Source organism: Mesorhizobium sp. M7A.F.Ca.CA.001.10.2.1 (assembly GCF_003998575.1).
In the GTDB taxonomy this organism is placed as follows: domain Bacteria; phylum Pseudomonadota; class Alphaproteobacteria; order Rhizobiales; family Rhizobiaceae; genus Mesorhizobium.
In genome coordinates this window covers 1-15266 of the sequence record NZ_RZQY01000072.1, presented here as the reverse complement: position 1 = coordinate 15266, position 15266 = coordinate 1, and the positions used below count along the sequence as shown (strand labels likewise).

The window sequence follows — 15266 nt, the reverse complement described above, 5'->3', positions numbered from 1 at the left end:
TCGCTGTATCGTGCTCTACGGCGGCCGCATCTTTGCCGAATATCAGGGCGACGCCATCGACGAGCAGACCATCGTCGGCGCGCTGATCGGCCACGCTCGGAGTGCGGCGAAGGGAGTGGCTGCATGAGCGCGATCGCGGCAAATCCAGCGCCTCGCCGCTCGCCTTTCTGGCGCGCCGTCATCAGCGGCACCGGTATCGTCGCGCTGATCTACGTCCTGCTCTACGCGCTCTACGCGTTCTGGCAGCCCGATGCGCTCTCGGTCTACACATTCACCGACCTCGTCAACAATTCGACGCCGCTGGCGCTGGCGGCGGCGGGCGAGACGCTGGTCGTCATCAGTCGCGGCTTTGACCTGTCAGTCGCGGGCGTCGTCTCGCTGACCAACGTGCTGATGGCCGTCTATCCGCTCGACGGCCCGGGCGGAGCGCTGATCAGCCTGCTGATGTGCTGCGCGATCGGCGCCATCGTCGGCATGATCAACGGCATTCTGGTTGCCAGGCTCGGGCTCCAGACCATCGCGGCGACGCTCGGCACGATGATCATCTGCCAGGGGCTGGCGCTCGTCATCCTCGACGCGCCCGGCGGCATGGTCTCCGACTTTGTCACCTACACCTTGACCGACACGCTCTTCGGTGTCGTTCCGATTGCCGGTCTGTTCCTGGTTGCCGCCGCCGTGCTGTGGCTGGCCTTCCGGCGAACGAACACCGGCATCGGCCTTTATGCGATCGGCGCCGACGAGCAGTCGGCCCGTTACTCCGGCGTGGCCGTATCGGGCGTGCGCATCACTGCCTTCGTCGGCGCTGGCATCCTTTATGGCGTCGCCGGCTTCATGCTGAGCGCCCAGACCGCGACCGGCAATCCGACGGCGGGCACTCCATTCCTGGTGCTCACCTTTGCCGCCGTGGCGCTTGGCGGCACACCGCTCAGCGGTGGCCGCGGCAGCCTTATCGGCTCGATCCTCGGCGCCGGCACGCTCATGCTTTTGCAGAAAGTGCTGTTCTCGGGCGGTGTGTCGTCTTTCTACACCGGCATCTTCCAGGGCTTCGTGCTGGTGCTCGCGATCGTCTTCGGCAACGCGGTGGCGCGCCTGCTCAAGAAGGACGACGCCCGGTGAACGCGCATAAGGACATGGCGATGCCTTTCGACGCCTCTTCCGACCAGCGCGGCAGGCAGAAGCTGGACCGCGAAACGGTGAACACACTTGTCGTGTTCGGACTGAGCATCGTGCTCGTGTTGTGCTCGCGCTTCATCAGCCCGGCGCTCGGCTCCTGGAGCCAGGTTCTCACAGTGCTGATCCTTGCATCCTTCCTGATCATCCTTTCCTTTGGGCAGGGGCTTGTCATCCTGATCGGCGGACTGGATCTGTCGATACCCGCGCTCATCACGCTCGGCGGCGTTTTGACGACGAACTGGATCGGCACGAACGACGCCGGCATCTGGTACATGCTGCCGGCCATCCTGCTCATCTGTGCCCTGGTCGGCGCGGTGAGCGGCGTCGGTATCGTCTGGCTAAAGGTGCCGCCTTTCATCATGACGATGGCGACGTCGATCGTCATCGCCTCCGCGGCGCTCGGCTATACTAGCGGCACGCCGCGCGGCGGTTCGCCATCGGCCCTGTTATGGCTGATGAAGGCGTGGTTTCTCGGCGTGCCGGTGGTCATCTACTTCACCCTCGCCTTCATCCTGCTCGGCTGGCTGCTGCAGAACTTCACCGCGCTAGGACGTCGGCTTCGCGCGCTCGGCACCAACAGGAACGCCGCGCTCATCGCCGGCGTCAACGTCAACCGGCTCGAACTCATGCCCTATGCGATCAGCGCCGTTTGCGCCGGCTTCGTCGGCATGATGCTGGTCGGCTACTCTAACGGCGCGACGCTCAGGATGGGCGACAGCTACATGCTGCCCTCGATAGCCGCCGTCGTGATCGGCGGCTCCTCGATCCTCGGTGGCGGCGGAACCTTCATCGGTACGGTCGGCGGCGCAATCCTTCTGACCACGCTCGGCATGATGATCTCGGCCATCGGGCTCAGCGAGGGATGGCGCACCATCATCGAGGGCGCGATCATCGTCGGGGCGCTGCTGGTGCTGCGGGGCGAGTTCCTGACCCACATCGGAAATCGGTTGCTGACGCGAAGGAAATGACCATGCGCCTGCGTGTGATACTTTTTGTCCAATTGTGAGAACGTTCTCACAAGCTCTGGTCCGGCACCTGAAAGGGCCAAATCCAAAGGGAGGTTGATGGAAATGAAGCTGTTAAGAAGACTGGGACTGGCCGCGTCGCTGACGCTTGCCACAACTGCGGGCGTTGCGACGGTCATCGACCATGCCGACGCGCAGGACAAGAAGCTCAAGGTCTATCTGTCGCTGAGCTACAGCGGCAATTCCTGGCAGTCGGAGGCCGCGAACATCGTCAAGGCGCTGGCGCAGACGCCGCCTTACGACAAGACCGTGGAGCTGAAGGAGGTCATCTCCGGCACCGATCCGCAGGCGCAGATCTCGGCCTATGAGAGCATGATCCAGGATGGCGCCGACGGCATCATCAGCTTCCCGATCTCGTCGACGGCGCTGAACCGCACCATCCATCGCGGCTGCCAGAAGGGCGTGCTCTTCTTTATGTATGACGCGACGGTGACCGAACCCTGCGCCTACAACGTCAGCTACATCACCGCTGGTTTCGGCGAGAACAGCGCCCAGGCGCTGGTCAACATCCTCGGCGGCAAGGGCAACATCTTCCTGAGCCGTGGCGTTCCGGGCAACTCGGTCGATAAGCGCCACACCGACGGCGCGATGCACATCTTCAACCAGTATCCCGGCATCAAGGTGGTCGCGGAATACTATTCCTACTGGGATGACCGCACCACGCAGCAGGAGACGGCCAAGGCGCTCGCCGCGCATCCGGACGTCGACGGCATCTGGGCCCAGGCCGGCGAATACGGTGCGATCCAAGCGCAGCTCGACAAGGGCAACAAGCTCGTGCCGATGACCGGCGAGAACTCCGACGGCTTCCGCCTCGGCCTTGCCGATCCGAAGATGCAGGGCATGGGTCTCAAAGGCGTCTCGGCCGGCTCGCCGCCCGCCACCTCCGGCTACGCCTTCAAGCTGATGATGGAGATCCTGACCAAGAAGCGCGACCTGAAGCCGATGAACATCGAGTACCCGCTGCCCTGGGTGCCGGCTGATCAGGTCAAGCCTTGCAAGGGCGACACCTTCGCCGACGGCTGCAACGTGTTCCCGTCCGACAAGGTGCCCTCATCCTTCGTCACCGAGGTCTTCAATCCCGAGCTTCTGCCGGAACTGTCGCTACAGTCGGCGCTCGAGGGCAAGCCGACGCCCGGAGCGGCCATCCAGCCGCTGCCGGCGGATGTGAAGCAGGCGCCCGACGCGCCCGGCATCAACTGCTCGTCGTGCAAGGCCCCGGCCGACGAATACAAGCTCACCAAGATCGAGCCGACGGTGAAGCCCTGACGACCAGCAATGCGATCGATGGACGGCACCCTGCCGTCCATCCCACCCAAGACAAGGATGAGAACATGCCGACCTTTCTGAAGCGGGGCAGAGATCCCGAGGCTGTCGCCCAGGGCGACGCGGTTGTCCGAACGACCGTCGAGACGATCCTCGCCGATATCGAGAAGCGGGGCGACGCCGCCGTCCGGGAACTGTCGGAGCGTTTCGACAGATGGTCGCCGCAGAGCTTCCGGCTGACCGACAGCGATATTGAACAGGCCATCTCCAAAGTCTCGGCAAGGGATCTGGAGGACATTCGCTTCGCCCAGGCGCAGGTCCGCAATTTCGCCGAGAAGCAGCGCGCCTGCCTGCAGGATCTCGAGGTGGAAACGCTGCCGGGTGTCGTCCTTGGCCACAAGAACATTCCCGTCGACACGGTCGGCTGCTACGTGCCGGGCGGCAAATATCCGATGGTCGCCTCCGCGCACATGAGCGTGGTGACGGCAAGGGTCGCCGGCGTGAAGAAGATCATCGCCTGCGCGCCGCCGTTCCAAGGCGGGCCGCATCCGGCCATCGTCGCCGCCATGCACATGGGTGGCGCCGACGAGATCTACGTTTTGGGCGGCATCCAGGCCGTTGGCGCCATGGCGCTCGGAACCGAGACCATCGGGCGCGTCGACATGCTTGTCGGTCCGGGCAACGCCTTCGTCGCCGAGGCCAAGCGCCAGCTCTACGGGCGCATCGGGATCGATCTGTTCGCCGGTCCGACCGAAACGCTGGTGATCGCCGACGACAGCGTCGACGGCGAGATCTGCGCGACCGACCTGCTCGGCCAGGCCGAACATGGCCCGACAAGCCCGGCGGTGCTTCTGACCAATTCGCCGAAGCTGGCGCGCGACACCATGGCGGAGATCGAGCGGCAGCTGAAAATCCTGCCGACGGCCGAGATCGCCGCCAAGGCGTGGGCTGACTACGGCGAGGTGATCGTATGCGATTCCTACGAGGAAATGGTTGTGGAAGCCGACCGTATCGCCTCCGAGCACGTGCAGGTGATGACGCGCGATCCCGACTACTTCCTCGGCAACATGCGCAACTACGGCGCGCTGTTTTTGGGGCCGCGCACGAATGTCGCCTATGGCGACAAGGTCATCGGCACCAACCATACGCTGCCGACCAAGAAGGCGGCCCGCTACACTGGCGGTTTGTGGGTTGGCAAGTTCATCAAGACCTGCACCTATCAGCGCGTCCTGACCGACGAAGCGAGCGCCATGATCGGCGAGTACTGTTCGCGCCTGTGTGCCCTGGAGGGTTTCTACGGACATGCCGAGCAGGCCAACATCCGGGTCCGCCGCTACGGAGGTCGCAACGAGGCCTAAGGCAGCGCAACGGAGTTTTCATGTCGGTCATCGCCCGCAACAAGAACAGCAAACCCCGCCTGACCGTGAAGGATCTGGCGCGCGACCTCGGCATGTCTGTTTCGACCGTCTCCAGGGCTTTTCACGCCGATGCGGTGATCGCCAAGGGCACGCGCGACGTGGTGTTGAACCGCGCGAGGGAGATTGGCTATTCGCCAAACCCCTTCGCGCGCAGTCTCATCACCAAGAAGACGCGCATTGTCGGCGTGGTCGTCGCCGACATCAAGAATCCGTTCTACCCGGAAGTCCTCACCCGGCTCACCACCGAGCTGCGCGCCATCGACATGAACGTGATGCTGGTCGCGGCCGACCAGTCGGGCGAGGTCGACCAGGCGCTGCGCCTTCTTCTCAACTACCAGCCCGACCTCGCCATCATTCTCGCGGCAACATTGTCGTCGGAAGCCGCGCAGGAGTGCCGCAACGCCGGCACGCCGGTGATCTTCTTCAACCGGCTGTCGGCCGACGACCACGCTTTCGGCATCTCCTGCGACAACATCCTGGGCGGCCGCAGCATTGCCGACTATCTGGCCGACACCGGCCACCGGCGCCTGGCCTACATCGCCGCGCTGGCGGATGCCTCGACCAATGTTGCCCGTCACCGCGGCTTCAGCGAACGCGCGGTCGAGCGCGGCCTTGCAGTGCCTGCCGTCATCGATGCGGGGCAGTTCAGCTACCACGCCGGCTACGAGGCCGCCTGCAAGCTACGTGATCTTGAAGAGATGCCCGACGGCGTGTTCTGCGCCAACGACATTCTCGCCATAGGCTTTCTCGACGGCGTTCGGGAACTGGGCCTCAACGTGCCGGACGACCTCTCGATCGTCGGCTTCGACGATATCGAAATGGCGCATTGGCCTTCGCACGGGCTGACGACCGTCAAGCAGCCCATCGAAAAGATGTTGGAGGCGACGATTTCGCTGGCCAAGGAACTGGGCACGAATGCTGGCCGGGAGCCGGTCGTGCAGATGATTGCGCCAGGCGCCGTGATCGAGCGCGCGACGACGCGCAGGAGGCATCATGACTGATCTATCCGCAAAGCGCTTCTTCGAACGCGCGGTCAACGTTCACCGCTACGACTGCGAGCTGGTTGCAGCGCCGCAGCCGTCGGACGCTGAAAGCGGGCAATTCCAACCAGCCATCGACAAGGACGGGGCGACCGACGAGGCCGTCGTCCGCTACGTGGTCGCCACCCGTCCCATCTATGACGGCCTGCGCCGGCTGATTGGGCAGGTCGCGGGCTTGCTGGTTTTGGCCGAAGCTGGCGGTCGCCGCGATGTGCTCGACCTGCCGGATATCCCGGCGGCCTGTGAACAATGGGCCGAGGTCAAGCAGCGCCTGGGCGCCTTGCAGACGCCGCGCGGTCTGGAGGCCCATTGCGTGCGCCTGGAGACCGCGCACGCGACGCTCGGCGAAGTGCTTGACGAATTCGGCCTGGCCCGGCTGCGGCGCGACTGGCAGCAGCATCTCGACCGGGCAGCGGAGAGGATCAAGCACGCCTATGCCTGGCTGCAGGCGGCGTCGGAGCCGCGCGCCGGCATGACGCCGATCGATTTCAATCATGCCTGCTGCAGTTGTGCACAGCGCTGGCGAAAACAGGGAGGAAACGATGGGTCAATATTCGATCTGGGTGCTTGAGTACAGCTACGTCACCAACTACCACAAGAGCGGCGTGCTCTACGGCGCCCACAATCAGGGTCACGTCAAGCTTCCCTACTGCTATGCGCTGATCAAGGGCAACGGCCACGTCGCCATGGTCGATGTCGGCTACAACAACAAGGACTACGGCAAGCATCTCGGCGACAAGTTCGGCGTCGAGAACTGGCACTCACCCGAGGCCGTCCTCAGCGAGATCGGCCTGTCGCCGCAGGACGTCGACACGGTCTTCGTCACCCACGCCCACTTCGATCATTTCGGCAATGTCGAGGACTTCCCGAAGGCTACCTTCTACATCCAGGAGCGCGAAATCGCGAAATGGGTCTGGGCGATGTCGCTGCCGGACCGCATGCGCTGGATGAACGTCGCCGTCGACCCTGGCGATATCGTACGCGGTGTCGACCTGGCCCGCCAGAAGCGGCTGGTGACGATCGATGGCGCAAAGCAGGACGTGCTGCCGAACGTCGATCTCCATCCCGCCTTCGATAGCCACACCTACGGTTCGATGTGGGTCACCGTACGCAACGGCAACGAAGATACCTGGGTGCTGGCAGGCGATCTCGTCTATGTCTTCGACAATATCGAGGGCTCGGGAGCTGCCGTCGATGTCGAGACGCTCTACGTCCCGGTGGGCCTTGCGGTCGGCAGCCAGACCAATCTCGTGCTGGCGACCGAGGAGATGATGAAGCAGGTGAATTACGAGGCACGGCGCGTCATTCCCATCCACGAAGAGCGGCTGAAGGACCGTTTCCCCTCGCGCATCACCAAGGATGGCCTGCGCATCACTGAAATCTGCCTCGCGGACGGCGAGAAATCGTGGGTGCAGTAATGGAGCAAATCCGCAAGGTGGCCATTGTCGGGGCAGGGCTCGTCGGCCGCGGCTGGGCGATCGTCTTCGCTCGTGCTGGTCATGACGTGACCATCTATGACGGCAGCGACGACATCCGCGTGGCGGTGATTGACAGGATCCGCGCCAGTCTTGCCGACATGCACGAAGCCGGGCTGATCGATGCGATCGATCCTGTCATGCGGCGGTTAAGGGTGGTCGACACGCTCGAGAGTGCGGTTGCCGATGCCGACTATATCCAGGAATCGGTGCTCGAACGGCGCGATGTCAAGCAGGCCGTCTGCCTCGAGATCGATCGGGCCATGCGGCCCGATGCCGTCGTAGGCAGCTCCAGCTCAGGTATTCCTGCCTCGGCGTTTACGGAACAATGTGTAAAACGCGCACGCTTCCTCGTGGTGCATCCGGTGAATCCTCCACATCTGATCCCGTTGGTCGAACTGGTTCCGGCGCCATGGACGGACGCAAACATCGTTCCTTGGCTACGGGAACAAATGGAAGCCGTGGGCCAGGCGGCCATCGTCGTGCGCAAGGAGGTGGAGGGCTTTGTCCTGAACAGGCTCCAGGGTGCGCTGCTCAACGAAGCCTGGGCATTGCTTGAGGAAGGTGTCGCAAGTGCCGCCGACATCGATCTGACGGTGTCGCACGGGCTTGGCTACCGCTGGTCCTTCATGGGACCGTTCGAGACGATCGACCTCAACGCGCCTGGCGGGATTGCCGACTATGCGCGGCGTCTGGGGCCGCTCTACCACGCGATCGCACTGGCAAGGCGCGATCTGGCGCCTTGGTCCGAAGCGCTGATCGGCAAGGCCGAAGCCGAACGCCGCGAGAAACTGTCGGCATCCCGCCTCGGTGAACGCAGCACCTGGCGCGACCGCAATCTCATGGCGCTCGTCGCTTATAAGCAACGTACCAGCGTCTGACACGGAGAGGGCCATGGCGGCAATGCTGCAAGACAAGGTTGCCCTGGTGACCGGAGCGACCGGTGGTATCGGCGCGCAGATCGTATCGAGGCTCGCGCAGGAAGGGGCGTCGGTCGTCGTCGGCTACAACAGTTCACGCCAGGCGGCCGAAGCGCTGGTCTCGTCGCTAACGCCCCGCGATCATCTCGTCGCCGAGGCGAGCGTCACCGACAGCGACTGCCTCGCGCGATTGGCCGGCCAGATCGAGGAAAGGTTCGGCCGGCTCGATATCCTGGTCAATTGCGCCGGCATAACCCGTTTCGTACCGCATCCGGACCTCGATGGTCTGGACGACGCGTTGATCGACAGCATCTTCAGCGTCAACGTGCGTGGTGTCATCGCCGCGACGCGGGCAATGCGGCCGCTGCTCGACCGCGCCGCCAGCGGCGTCGTTGTCAACATCTCGTCGATTGCCGGCGCAACCGCCATGGGCAGCAACATCGCCTACTGCGCCTCCAAGGCCGCTGTCGACAACCTAACCAAGTCGCTGGCGCGCGCCCTGGCTCCGAAAATCAGGGTCGTGTCGGTGTCACCGGGCGTCGTCGACACTGATTTCATCAAGGGCCGCGACGAGTCCTGGCGAGATGAACAGGCGAACCGGACGCCGCTCGGGCGATTGGGCACGCCCGACGATGTTGCCGAGGCGGTTCTGGCAGTCGCGACCCATCTTCGCTTCGCGACAGGAGTTGTCATTCCGGTCGACGGCGGGCGGCCCCTGGTATGATTTTTGTCCTGAACGTCCGCACAGCGCTTATGGAGAGCTGAATGACCGCAACCATAGCCATCACCATCGGCGATCCGGCCGGCGTTGGACCCGAGATCGCGCTCAAGGCCGCCCATCATTTCGCGGCGGTCCTTGAGACTGGCACGGTTCGGCTCCGCCTGATCGGGTCACTTGCGGCGCTTGGCGGGACAGCCCGGTCGCTGGCCTTACCATTGCCCGCCGTCGCGAATGCGGATGAACCTCTCGGCATCTGGCCGATCGAGGGTTCCGCCGTTGAGATCGGACAGGTGTCGGCGGAAGGCGGCAGGCAGGCCTATGAGGCCGTGGCCGAGGGTGTGCGGCGTACGATGGCCGGCGAGGCTTCGGCCATCGTCACCGCGCCGCTCAACAAGGAATCGCTGCATCTTGCCGGTTATCGGTTCCCGGGTCACACCGAGCTGCTGGCGGCGCTTACCGGGGCGCGAGACAGCGCGATGATGCTCGCGCACGGTTCTTTTCGCGTCAGCCACGTCACGACCCACATTCCGCTGGAAGATGTGCCGAAGAGGGCGACGGAGCCGCGCATGCGGCGGGTTCTCGACCTGACGATCGAAGCCCTGAATCATCTGGGGATCACGGCGCCTCGCGTTGCGATTGCCGCGCTCAATCCGCACGCCGGGGAGGGCGGTATTTTCGGGACCCACGACATCCGCATTACCCAGCCGATTGTCGCCGACTACAGGGCGCGCGGCCACGACGTCCATGGTCCCGTTCCGGGCGATACCGTCTTCGTGAAAATGCGCGGCGGCGCCTATGACGCGGTCGTGGCCATGTACCACGATCAAGGCCATATTCCGGTGAAGCTGCTTGGCTTCCAGATCGACCCGCAGACCGGTGAATGGCTTGGCCTGAGCGGCGTCAACATCACGCTCGGCCTGCCGATCGCGCGGACCTCCGTCGACCACGGGACCGCTTTCGACATCGCCGGCCGCGGGATCGCCCGCGAAAGCAGCCTCATAGAGGCGATCGACTACGCCTTGTCGCTGACCACGGAGAACGCTGCGTGAACCGTAGCCCCGACGGGCGCGGGCTTGGCAAGCCGGATGTCCTGATCGTCGCGGACGACATCACCGGTGCGCTCGACACGGCCGGCTATTTCGCGAGTCCAGAAAAACCGGTGAAGGTCTGGCTCGACCTGCCGCCGGGCCTCTCCGGCTGCAACGCCATTGATCTCGACAGCCGGGACTTAGGGGAACGAGCGGCATACGATCGTGTCACAGGCGTTTTTGCCGATCGCAAAGCGGGCGCACGGTCGCTGTCGTTCAAGAAAATCGATAGCGTCATGCGTGGACACCCTGTCGCAGAGTCGGTTGCGGCCTTTCGCGCCGGACGGTTTAGGCGTGCCCTTTTCGCCCCTGCTTTTCCGGCGTTGGGCCGGGCAACAGTCAACGGCCGGCAGCACGTAGTATCGCAGGATGGGATAACACCCGTCGGTCCGGCACTTGTCGATGCATTATTGGGCCACGGGGTTCCGGCTGCCATGATCGGCGAGGCCTGCGCAAGCGAGGGATTTTTTGTCGCCGATGCGTCAAGCGATGCCGAGCTTGCGGCGGCGATTGCAGCCTTTGGAGTGGATAGCGAGGATCTTTATGTCGGCTCAGGTGGATTGGCCTCCATGCTCGCTGGAAGTCGGACGGCCCACCTTCGGCCACAGGCACTCGATCTCGCCATCTGCGGCACGAACCATCCGGTTGCTTTGCGCCAGGTCGCAGCGGTCAGCGGGCTGAAGACCGTCGTGATGGACGGCTCCAGTCCCATGCCTCTCGAACCACCGTTTGTTTTGCTCGCGCCCTCCCACGCTGCTTCGGAATCCCAGGCGCGCCTTGCCATCGAGCGATCGCTCATCCAGCTTGTGGCCAGGCTGCCGACGCCGCGTTCTGTCTTGGTGACAGGCGGGTCGACGCTGCGGCTGCTGGCAGGCATCTGCGGAGCCAGCCATTTCTTGTGCGAGGGACTCTACGAGCCCGGCGTGGCGGTCAGCAGGATGGTGTCGGCCACATGGAATGGCGCTGTCATCGTCTCCAAGTCAGGCGGGTTCGGGAGCGACGATCTTCTCGCTCACTTGGTATTTCCAGATGGACGAAATCGTCTACCGTAGGGCGCGTCAGGTCCGTTCGCTTTTACGATGCTGTTTCGACCTTTGCCGCCCGCGTCGCGATAGGCGGCCTTGAAGCACTAGCTGACGATCAATCTCCTCGCGTGGTATCGACATTTCACGGCGGCCAGATATCGCTGCCCAGATCTCGCTGCCAGCGTGGACCGGATGTCGCCGCAGCATACCAAGAAGGACGGTGCTCTTTGACAATCTTCCCCTTCACCGAAGCCACCTCGATCCAGTTCCAGCAGCCCCTGCCGAAGACTTCGGACGTCGTGATCATCGGCGGCGGGGTCATTGGCGTGAGCACGGCACTGTTCCTGGCGCGACGGAACGTCTCGGTGACGCTGCTGGAAAAGGGCCGCATCGCCGCCGAGCAATCCTCGCGCAATTGGGGCTGGATCCGGCAGCAGGGCCGCGATGCCGACGAACTGCCGATCGTCATCGAAGCGCAGCGCCTCTGGCGGCAACTGGCGCAGGAGTGTGGCGAGGACATAGGACTGAAGCAGACGGGCGTCACCTATCTTGCGCGGACGGACAAGGAGATGGCCGGTTTCGCGAAATTCCTGACGATCGCCCAGGCTCATGGCGTCGACACGCGTCTCCTCGACCAAGGTGAGTTGGCAAGCCTGATCCCGGCCATGGCGCTACCGTTCAAAGGCGCAATGATCACCCCGTCGGACATGCGCGCCGAACCTTGGGTCGCCGTGCCCGCGCTTGCGCGCCTGGCGGCCCGCGAAGGCGTGACGATCATCGAGAATTGCGCGGCACGTATGCTCGACATCTCCGGGGGTCGCACCAGTGGCGTCTGGACCGAGAAAGGGCTCATCGCGACCTCGAGCGTCCTCGTCGCCAGCGGCGCGTGGACGTCGCTCTTCCTGCGCGCCCATGGCATCTCGATTCCGCAGCTCAGCGTCAGGGCGACCGTCGCCGCGACAGCACCGATGGCGGAAATCCACGCCGGTGCCGCCGCGGATGAACGCATCGCTTTCCGACGCAGGCAGGATGGCGGGTATACGCTCGCATCGGGAGGCAGTAGCCAACTCTACATAGGGCCGGACGCATTTCGCCATGCGGGCAAATATATCAGCGCCCTGATGGCCAATCCCTTCGGCACACGCTACCTGCCGGCCGCGCCGCGAGGATACCCGGATGGCTGGTCGACGCCGCGCAGATGGAACGCGGATGAAGAAAGCCCTTTCGAACGGATGCGGGTCCTCAATCCCGCTCCCGAGACGTCGGCGCTTCGCGCCATCGACCGCGGGTTCAGGGAACTGTTCCCTCAGTTCACGACTGTGCCGATCAAGGCGAGCTGGGCGGGCATGATCGATGCGATGCCTGATGTCGTGCCCATCGTCGATCGCGCCGCTGCGATCCCAGGTCTCGTCATAGCGACCGGGATGAGTGGTCACGGCTTCGGCATCGGACCCGGCATCGGCCGTGTGCTGTCCGACCTCGTCCAAGGCAACGAGACCGGGCACAATCTCTACAGGTTCCGTCAATCCCGTTTCAGCGACGGCAGTCCGATCCGATTGGGGCCATCGCTGTAAGCGTTCCTGCCGCCCGCCAGGCCATCCGCTCTGGCCTTGAAGTGCCGGACGAGGATCTCAGGTGCCGCATGCCCCGGCGTAGGCCTCGATGCTCCGCCGGACGTGACCGATCGCGATCTCCTCGACGTCGCAGGCGCGGCCAGCCCATGTGACTGCAGAAGGCAGGTGCTGGAGAAACAGCGTCACCGGCACCTTGCGGCCGTTCAACGTATCGAAGAGACGGTTGCAGGCGGCACGGGCTTGCGGGATCGCCCAATAATATCGGATGCGATCGGAATAGGAGTAGTGGCGCAGCGTCCGCTTGTCGGCATCGCTTCCATGATAGTGGCTTGCCCAATTCTTGGGGGTGGCTTGCATCTGCTCTTCCATGGCGTGGTAAAGTGGCCGCTCGCCATAGCCAGGCACCAGGTCGGAAGCGATCAGGTCGAGCGCGTACAGCGCCTCGCGCAGCTTGAAGGTCAGCTCGGGGCCGACCTTGAGGATGGCGAAGCCGTCCTCGACGAGTTCACGCAGCGGCCTCTCGCCCTGATAGTCCGTCGAATGAGCTTCGAAAATGAGCGACGGCAATGTGCTCAGAGTTGCCGCCAGGTCGCTGGCCTTGGTCCGATCGTAGAAAATCACATTCTGGTTGCCGAACTCCACGCCCGGCTGCACCACAAGCCCGATGACGCGGGAAAATGCGCTTTCAAGCCCGGCGGTTTGGAATGCCTGGGCGTGAATGGCATGTGTCTGGCGAGCCGCCTCCGGACTGGTCGGGGTGATCGCATCCAAAGCGTGATCGGCGCCGCCGGGCGGCGGCACTTCCGTGCCGATGATGTAAACCGGGCTTGCCCCGCCGCTCTGCGCTGCCGCCTGCTCCGCGACGCCTGCCAGCCTGGCCGCGCGCCCGGCCACCGTGTGGTCGTCTAGCGCCGCCGGTTCACCCGCGCAGCCCATCGAGGCATCGAGGTGGATCTTGCGGAAGCCGGCGCGGACATAGGCATCGATCATCGTCCCGGCCTGCGCCATCGCCTCCTCGGCGGGCCGGTCTCTCCAGGGATTGGGGCCGAGATGATCCCCGCCAAGCACGATCAGCTTTTGCGGGCACTGCTCGGCTGCCGCGAGCGCTTCCACCATCGCCGCGAAATCGGCCGGCGTCATGCCCGTATAACCACCCAGATGATTGACCTGATTACACGTCGCCTCGATCAGGACGGTGGTGCCGGTTTCCCGCCCGTGGCGCAGTGCGGCTTTCAGCACCAGCGGGTGCGCCGAGCACACCGAGGTCACCCCGATTTTCTTCCCGTCCCTGTGCAGGTCCGGCAAATCGTCGATCGCCACACGCATCAATTTCTTCTCGCCGTTCTTGCCATGAAATCCTCCAGCTCGGCCGGCGTGCCGGCTCCCTCCATGGGACCGAGGCGTGTGACGTTGCGCGCCCCTGCCGCGTTGGCGAATTCGAGCGCCGTCTGCAGCGCCATCCCCAGCCGCCGGCATGCGACATAGGCTCCCCCGAAACAGTCGCCGGCGCCGGTGGGGTCCGTTTCCTCGACGATGAGGCCGGGGCAATCGGCGCGGGCTCCGGTGCTTTGACGGGCTGACGCGCCATGTTCGCCGCGCTTCACGGCGATCTCCTTGACCCCTCGTCTGAACAGCGCCTCGATCGCGCGTTCCTCCCCGTCCGTGCCGGCGGCCAGGAACAATTCATTGCCCGACGGCAGCAGCAGGTCCGCTTCGTCCACCAGACCGGCGAATTTCTCCTCGGTCTGGCCGTGCGCCAGCAATTCTTTGCGCAGGTTCGGATCGAGCGACATCGTGCCGCCGCGTGCCTTGATCAGCGGGATCGCGCGTTCGGTGATCGCCCAGGCTGCGGGACTTGCGAACACCGTTCCCATGACATGGATATGCCCGCAACGCGCGATCAGCGCCTCGACCTGCGGGCTCCATTCCAGTCGGGCGGCGGCGGATTTGGCGATGTTGTAGACGAAATCGCGGCTTCCGTCCGTGCGGTAGCGAACAAAGGCGCTGCCCGTCGGATAATCCGGGGAAACAGCGATGGCTGAAGTGTCTACGCCGTCCCGCTTCAGGCGCTCCATGTTGACGACGCCGAAATCGTCGTCGCCGACCACGCCCACCATTGCGGCCGCTCCGCCCATACGTGCGCATTGATCGATGAAGATGGCGGGCGCGCCGCTCGGAAAGGGACCAATGAGGTCGATAGGTTGCCGGAAGCCGGTGCCCGTCTGCCTCGCGACGATCTCTACCAGGATTTCTCCGATCGTCACGGTTGGCCCGAGCGAGTCCGCTGCAAGTGTTCGGGGGAGGTCGTTCATCAAGCGTCCAATCCTGGGTGTGGTGTCGTTCGCGGTTTCACGACGCCGAGGCGCAAGAGGATTCCTACCGGATCGATGTGAATCGATCAGCTGCCATCACGCTACAAACCTGCATGCATGGTCAAGCGCACACTTGGAACGACGCGCAAACCCTCAGCCGGGAAACAGGTCCAGGATCGACGACAGGCGGTTGGTGCTGAGATCGACGTCGCCGAGCAGGCCGCCGCTGGGG

At 64.2% G+C, this 15266-nt stretch carries 14 protein-coding genes; 12 read left to right on the top strand and 2 right to left on the bottom strand.

Annotated elements, in window-relative coordinates; genetic code table 11:
* Positions 1–123: 123 nt before the first annotated feature.
* The 12 genes from EN964_RS07395 to EN964_RS07340 all read left to right on the top strand — a co-directional run bounded on the left by EN964_RS07395 (position 124) and on the right by EN964_RS07340 (position 12722).
* Positions 124–1116, top strand: a complete 993-nt coding sequence (locus tag EN964_RS07395; RefSeq protein ID WP_127267391.1) for an ABC transporter permease — start codon at positions 124–126, stop codon at positions 1114–1116.
* Positions 1113–2141, top strand: a complete 1029-nt coding sequence (locus tag EN964_RS07390; RefSeq protein WP_127267390.1) for an ABC transporter permease — start codon at positions 1113–1115, stop codon at positions 2139–2141. Before EN964_RS07395 ends, EN964_RS07390 begins: the two co-directional genes overlap by 4 nt.
* Positions 2142–2243: 102 nt before the next feature.
* Positions 2244–3464, top strand: a complete 1221-nt coding sequence (locus EN964_RS07385) for a sugar ABC transporter substrate-binding protein (RefSeq protein ID WP_127271662.1) — start codon at positions 2244–2246, stop codon at positions 3462–3464.
* Positions 3465–3529: 65 nt separating this feature from the next.
* The gene (gene hisD / locus EN964_RS07380; protein ID WP_127271660.1) at positions 3530–4819 is read left to right on the top strand and encodes a histidinol dehydrogenase; all 1290 of its coding nucleotides are present in this window, start codon (positions 3530–3532) and stop codon (positions 4817–4819) included.
* Positions 4820–4839: 20 nt separating this feature from the next.
* The gene (locus tag EN964_RS07375; protein ID WP_127269456.1) at positions 4840–5880 is read left to right on the top strand and encodes a LacI family DNA-binding transcriptional regulator; all 1041 of its coding nucleotides are present in this window, start codon (positions 4840–4842) and stop codon (positions 5878–5880) included.
* Positions 5873–6490, top strand: coding sequence for a hypothetical protein (locus EN964_RS07370; protein WP_127269455.1), 618 nt, complete (start codon positions 5873–5875; stop codon positions 6488–6490). The genes EN964_RS07375 and EN964_RS07370 overlap by 8 nt, the downstream gene beginning before the upstream one ends.
* Entirely contained in the window at positions 6462–7337 is an 876-nt protein-coding gene (locus EN964_RS07365) for an N-acyl homoserine lactonase family protein (protein ID WP_127269454.1), read from the top strand. Before EN964_RS07370 ends, EN964_RS07365 begins: the two co-directional genes overlap by 29 nt.
* On the top strand, positions 7325–8275 hold the full coding sequence (locus EN964_RS07360; RefSeq protein WP_236383432.1) for a 3-hydroxyacyl-CoA dehydrogenase: 951 nt from the start codon (positions 7325–7327) through the stop codon (positions 8273–8275). Before EN964_RS07365 ends, EN964_RS07360 begins: the two co-directional genes overlap by 13 nt.
* A gap of 13 nt (positions 8276–8288) precedes the next feature.
* Entirely contained in the window at positions 8289–9038 is a 750-nt protein-coding gene (locus tag EN964_RS07355; RefSeq protein ID WP_206517165.1) for an SDR family NAD(P)-dependent oxidoreductase, read from the top strand.
* Between the two features lie 41 nt (positions 9039–9079).
* The gene (gene pdxA / locus EN964_RS07350; protein ID WP_127271304.1) at positions 9080–10084 is read left to right on the top strand and encodes a 4-hydroxythreonine-4-phosphate dehydrogenase PdxA; all 1005 of its coding nucleotides are present in this window, start codon (positions 9080–9082) and stop codon (positions 10082–10084) included.
* Entirely contained in the window at positions 10081–11175 is a 1095-nt protein-coding gene (locus EN964_RS07345) for a four-carbon acid sugar kinase family protein (RefSeq protein WP_127271657.1), read from the top strand. Before pdxA ends, EN964_RS07345 begins: the two co-directional genes overlap by 4 nt.
* Before the next feature lie 200 nt (positions 11176–11375).
* On the top strand, positions 11376–12722 hold the full coding sequence (locus EN964_RS07340) for an FAD-binding oxidoreductase (protein WP_127271655.1): 1347 nt from the start codon (positions 11376–11378) through the stop codon (positions 12720–12722).
* 57 nt (positions 12723–12779) lie between these two features.
* Here EN964_RS07340 and EN964_RS07335 read toward each other — a convergent pair whose 3' ends face one another.
* Positions 12780–14048, bottom strand: a complete 1269-nt coding sequence (locus tag EN964_RS07335) for a D-tagatose-bisphosphate aldolase, class II, non-catalytic subunit (protein WP_127268749.1) — start codon at positions 14046–14048, stop codon at positions 12780–12782.
* Positions 14048–15034, bottom strand: a complete 987-nt coding sequence (locus EN964_RS07330) for a sugar kinase (RefSeq protein ID WP_127268748.1) — start codon at positions 15032–15034, stop codon at positions 14048–14050. Before EN964_RS07330 ends, EN964_RS07335 begins: the two co-directional genes overlap by 1 nt.
* Between the last annotated feature and the right edge of the window lie 232 nt (positions 15035–15266).

Coding starts and splice junctions, on each gene's coding strand:
- EN964_RS07395 (WP_127267391.1), top strand. CDS start 124: ATGAGCGCGATCGCGGCAAATCCAGCGCCTCGCCGCTCGCCTTTCTGG.
- hisD (WP_127271660.1), top strand. CDS start 3,530: ATGCCGACCTTTCTGAAGCGGGGCAGAGATCCCGAGGCTGTCGCCCAG.
- EN964_RS07355 (WP_206517165.1), top strand. CDS start 8,289: ATGGCGGCAATGCTGCAAGACAAGGTTGCCCTGGTGACCGGAGCGACC.
- EN964_RS07385 (WP_127271662.1), top strand. CDS start 2,244: ATGAAGCTGTTAAGAAGACTGGGACTGGCCGCGTCGCTGACGCTTGCC.
- EN964_RS07370 (WP_127269455.1), top strand. CDS start 5,873: ATGACTGATCTATCCGCAAAGCGCTTCTTCGAACGCGCGGTCAACGTT.
- EN964_RS07365 (WP_127269454.1), top strand. CDS start 6,462: ATGGGTCAATATTCGATCTGGGTGCTTGAGTACAGCTACGTCACCAAC.
- pdxA (WP_127271304.1), top strand. CDS start 9,080: ATGACCGCAACCATAGCCATCACCATCGGCGATCCGGCCGGCGTTGGA.
- EN964_RS07330 (WP_127268748.1), bottom strand. CDS start 15,034: ATGAACGACCTCCCCCGAACACTTGCAGCGGACTCGCTCGGGCCAACC.
- EN964_RS07375 (WP_127269456.1), top strand. CDS start 4,840: ATGTCGGTCATCGCCCGCAACAAGAACAGCAAACCCCGCCTGACCGTG.
- EN964_RS07335 (WP_127268749.1), bottom strand. CDS start 14,048: ATGCGTGTGGCGATCGACGATTTGCCGGACCTGCACAGGGACGGGAAG.